Origin of the sequence: Streptomyces shenzhenensis (assembly GCF_021462265.1) — a bacterium.
Taxonomy (GTDB): Bacteria; Actinomycetota; Actinomycetes; order Streptomycetales; family Streptomycetaceae; genus Streptomyces; species Streptomyces shenzhenensis.
In genome coordinates this window covers 1-3,968 of the sequence record NZ_JAJONF010000117.1, presented here as the reverse complement: position 1 = coordinate 3,968, position 3,968 = coordinate 1, and the positions used below count along the sequence as shown (strand labels likewise).

At 71.1% G+C, this 3,968-nt stretch carries 4 protein-coding genes; 2 read left to right on the top strand and 2 right to left on the bottom strand.

Annotated elements, in window-relative coordinates:
• Positions 1-82: 82 nt before the first annotated feature.
• Entirely contained in the window at positions 83-2,191 is a 2,109-nt protein-coding gene (glgX, locus tag LQ326_RS46860; RefSeq protein ID WP_234545321.1) for a glycogen debranching protein GlgX, read from the bottom strand.
• A 23-nt stretch (positions 2,192-2,214) separates the two neighbouring features.
• Positions 2,215-2,742 (bottom strand): pep a2, encoded by a 528-nt coding sequence (locus tag LQ326_RS46855; protein WP_234545320.1) that lies wholly within the window; start codon positions 2,740-2,742, stop codon positions 2,215-2,217.
• 305 nt (positions 2,743-3,047) lie between these two features.
• On the opposite strand from LQ326_RS46855, the gene LQ326_RS46850 reads away from it, so the two are divergent.
• Complete coding sequence (locus LQ326_RS46850) at positions 3,048-3,350, top strand: DUF5133 domain-containing protein (protein WP_234545319.1); 303 nt, start codon at positions 3,048-3,050, stop codon at positions 3,348-3,350.
• A gap of 102 nt (positions 3,351-3,452) precedes the next feature.
• A partial coding sequence (locus tag LQ326_RS46845; protein ID WP_234545318.1) for a maltotransferase domain-containing protein occupies positions 3,453-3,968 on the top strand: 516 nt, incomplete at its 3' end.

Here is a 3,968-nt window from a genome sequence, read left to right as displayed (position 1 = left end):
GCTCGCGCAGTTCCCCGCGCCCCTTTCCGGGGCGCGGGGAACTGCGCGAGCAGCCACGACGGACCCGCAGACGCGTACGGCGCTACCTAGACGGCCGCGACAGCACGATCACGCTCCGGGCCTCGGCCCGCAGCCTCGTGCCCGCCTTGTGTTCGCGTTCGTCCGGCATCCCCTCCGGGTCGGCCGTGTCGATGAGGGTCGTCCAGCGTTCGCCGTAGGAGTCGTCGGGCAGCCGGAAGTCGACCGGCTCCCAGAAGCCGTTGAGGAGCAGCAGGAACGAGTCGTCCACCAGACGCCGCCCGTAGGGGTCGCGTTCGGCGATGGCGTCGCCGTTGAGGAAGACGCCGACCGCGTGCGCGTCGGCGCGCTGCCAGTCCCGGTCGGTCATCTCGCGGGCGTCGGGCAGCAGCCACACCAGGTCGGGCAGCGGCTGCCCGGGATGCACGGCGGTCTCGCCCCTGAAGAAGCGCCGCCGGCGCAGCACGGGGTGGGCGGCGCGCAGCGCGATGACGTACCGGGTGAAGCCGGCGAGCGCCCGCTGCTCCTCGGTCAGCTCCCAGTCGATCCAGGAGACTTCGTTGTCCTGGCAGTAGGCGTTGTTGTTGCCGCCCTGGGTGCGGCCGAGTTCGTCGCCGTGACTGAGCATGGGGATGCCCTGGGACAGCAGCAGGGTGGCGAGGAAGTTGCGCTGCTGGCGGGCCCGCAGTTCGAGCACGGCCGGGTCGGTGGTCGCGCCCTCGGCGCCGCAGTTCCAGGACCGGTTGTGGCTCTCGCCGTCCCGGTTGCCCTCGCCGTTGGCCTGGTTGTGCTTGTCGTTGTACGACACCAGGTCGCGCAGCGTGAAGCCGTCGTGCGCGGTGACGAAGTTGACGCTGGCCCGGGGCCGCCGTCTGCTGTGCTGGTACAGGTCGGAGGAGCCGGTGAGCCGGGAGGCGAACTCGCCCAGCGAGCCCGGCTCGGCCCGCCAGAAGTCCCGTACGGCGTCCCGGTACTTGCCGTTCCACTCCGACCACAGCTGCGGGAAGTTGCCGACCTGGTAGCCGCCCTCGCCCAGATCCCACGGCTCGGCGATGAGCTTGACCCTGCTGATCACGGGGTCCTGCTGGATGAGGTCGAAGAACGCCGAGAGGCGGTCCACCTCGTGGAACTGCCTCGCCAGCGTGGCCGCGAGGTCGAAGCGGAAGCCGTCGACGTGCATCTCGGTCACCCAGTACCGCAGCGAGTCCATGATCAGCTGGAGCACGTAGGGGTGCCGCATCAGCAGGCTGTTCCCGGTGCCGGTGGTGTCGTAGTAGTGCGCCCAGTCGCCGTCGACCAGCCGGTAGTAGGAGGCGTTGTCGATGCCCCGGAAGGACAGGGTGGGGCCCATCTCGTTGCCCTCGGCGGTGTGGTTGTAGACCACGTCGAGGATCACTTCGAGCCCGGCCGCGTGCAGCGCCTTCACCATCGCCTTGAACTCGTTGACCTGCTGGCCCCGGCTGCCGAAGGCGGCGTAGGCGTTGTGCGGGGCGAAGTAGCCGATGGTGTTGTAGCCCCAGTAGTTGGACAGACCCCGGTCCTTGAGCACCCCGTCCTGCACGAACTGGTGCACCGGCATCAGCTCGACCGCGGTGATCCCGAGCGAGGTCAGGTGGTCGAGGACCGCCGGGTGGGCGAGACCGGCGTAACTGCCTCTGAGCCGTTCGGGTACCTCCGGATGGGTGCGGGTCAGGCCGCGGACATGTGCCTCGTAGATCACCGAGTCGGAGTACGGCCACCGGGGCGGGCGGTCGTCGCCCCAGTCGAAGAAGGGGTCGGTGACCACGCCGAGCATGGAGTGCCCGGCGCTGTCGGCCGGGCTCGGGCCGCCGGGGGTGCGTTCGTAGAGGGAGGGGTGGTTGTCGATCTGGCCGTCGATCGCCGTGGCGTACGGATCCAGGAGCAGCTTCGCCGGATTGCACCGGTGGCCGAGGTCGGGGTTCCAGGGGCCGGTCACCCGGTAGCCGTAGCGCTGCCCCGGTCCGACGCCGGGCAGGTAGGTGTGCCAGACGAAGCCGTCGACCTCGGTCAGCTGCACCGTCGTACGGGTGGCGGCGTCGTTCACCAGGACCAGGTCGACCCGCTCGGCGACCTCGCTGAACAGGGCGAAGTTGGTGCCCTGCCCGTCGAAGGAGGCACCCAAAGGGTAGGGGTGCCCGCTCCACACGGGCACCCTTTTCCGGGACTTCCTCGCCGTCACCGGGCGCCTTCCAGGACACCGTCCGCGGATGCGGCCGGCTCACCGTCCGCGGATGCGGCCAGCTGGGCGACCGGAAGCTCGCGCGGCACCCGCAGGACCCGGCGCAGGCGGGGCGAAGGCCCGGTGCGGACCAGCGGGACGCGCTCCCCGGACCGGGCCCGCTGCGAGAACCAGATGATCTTGCTGCCGGCCTCCGAGGCACAGCAGCCCCAGCCGTCGCTGGTCGCGGCGAGATGCGCCAGGCACGGGCGCAGGTCCAGGTCGGGGCGGAGATCCCGGTCGTGGTCACCGATGGCGGTGATCAGGTGCTGCCCGTTCCACCACATCTCGATGGACGTGTGCTTGTCCCTGGCGTGCTGGTCGATGGCGGTCAGCAGCAGTTCGGCACCGCGGCAGACGGGTTCCACGAGGTTGTCGAGATCCCAGTAACGCAGGTGGGCGGCCAGTATGCGGCTGACCTGTCCCACCCGTTCCGGGCTGACCTCCACGTCGAGGTGGTAGTAGCAGGGCACTGCGGTCTTCATTGTCGCTAGCTCCTCACCCGCGAAGCTCCCGCTCCCCCTCACCCGTCCGGAATTCCGTTCCGGGCGCGCAGCGTGAGCGCTGGTCGCTCCTGAGTCACCTTCACTGTGGGGGTGCTACGCCATTCGTGCAACACGAGAGGCGCACGAGGTGGTTGAAGTTCCAACAGGACGCTGGGTGATCAGGCGTGCACCATGAGTGAAAGCCTCGATTCGCCGTAACGGCTCCGTGCCCTTCCCTGCCCGGACGCTCCCCCGACCCCGGGGACACGTGCCCATTCGAGAGCGTCGGAAGGAAAGACACGGCCATGCTGCTACCCGCGAAGGCCGAGGTGGCCCGGCAGCTGCGGCGCTACCGGGCGTGGGAGCGCGTCATGCTCGCCTCGCCGCAGGACCGCGAGGTGCGCTCCACCTTCGAGGACTCGGGCTACACGCTGTGCGTGCTGATGGGCAAGCGCTGCGCCCGGGAGGCGGCGGACGCGGCCGAGCGCTATCTGCGCACCAGCCTCGTCACCTATGTGCGCGAGCAGCGGGAACAGGGCGGGCGGCCCCGGCTGGCCGAGGCGGTCCGGCAGGGTCCGCCCCCGGACCGGCGTTCCGCGAGGCAGTGATCCCGCAGACGGACCCCGCGGGAAGGCAACGGCCTTCCGGCACACTACGGACCGCGGAGCCGGGCCCCGGGCCCGGCTCCGCGCACGGCGGAGGTGAGACCCATGAAGGCGACTGAGCCCATCGGCCGTGTTCCGGTGCGTGACGTCCGGCCGGCCGTGGAGTGCGGCAGGCGGCCGGCGAAGGCGGTACCCGGCGAGACCTTCCAGGTCACCGCCACCGTCTTCCGCGAGGGTCATGACGCCGTCGGCGCCAATGTGGTGCTCTGCGATCCCGAGGGCCGGCCCGGCCCCTGGACGCCGATGCGGGAACTGGTGCCCGGCACCGACCGCTGGGGCGCGGAGGTCACCCCGGACGCGACGGGCCGCTGGACGTATCACGTGGAGGCCTGGAGCGCCCCGCTCACCACCTGGCGGCGGCACGCCCGGGTGAAGATCCCGGCGGGCGTCGACACCGGCCTGGTCCTGGAGGAGGGCGCCGGGCTGTACGAGCGCGCGGCCGCCGAAGTCCCCGAGGGCGCGGACCGCGAGCGGGTGCTGGCGGCCGCCCGGGCCCTGGGCGACGACTCCCTGCCCGTGCCCACACGGCTCGCGCACGCCCTCGCTCCCGAGGTGGACGAC

What these genes read in the sequence shown, in the direction of transcription:
- LQ326_RS46855 (WP_234545320.1), bottom strand. Translation starts at nt 2,742, where the DNA reads ATGAAGACCGCAGTGCCCTGCTACTACCACCTCGACGTGGAGGTCAGC.
- LQ326_RS46850 (WP_234545319.1), top strand. Translation starts at nt 3,048, where the DNA reads ATGCTGCTACCCGCGAAGGCCGAGGTGGCCCGGCAGCTGCGGCGCTAC.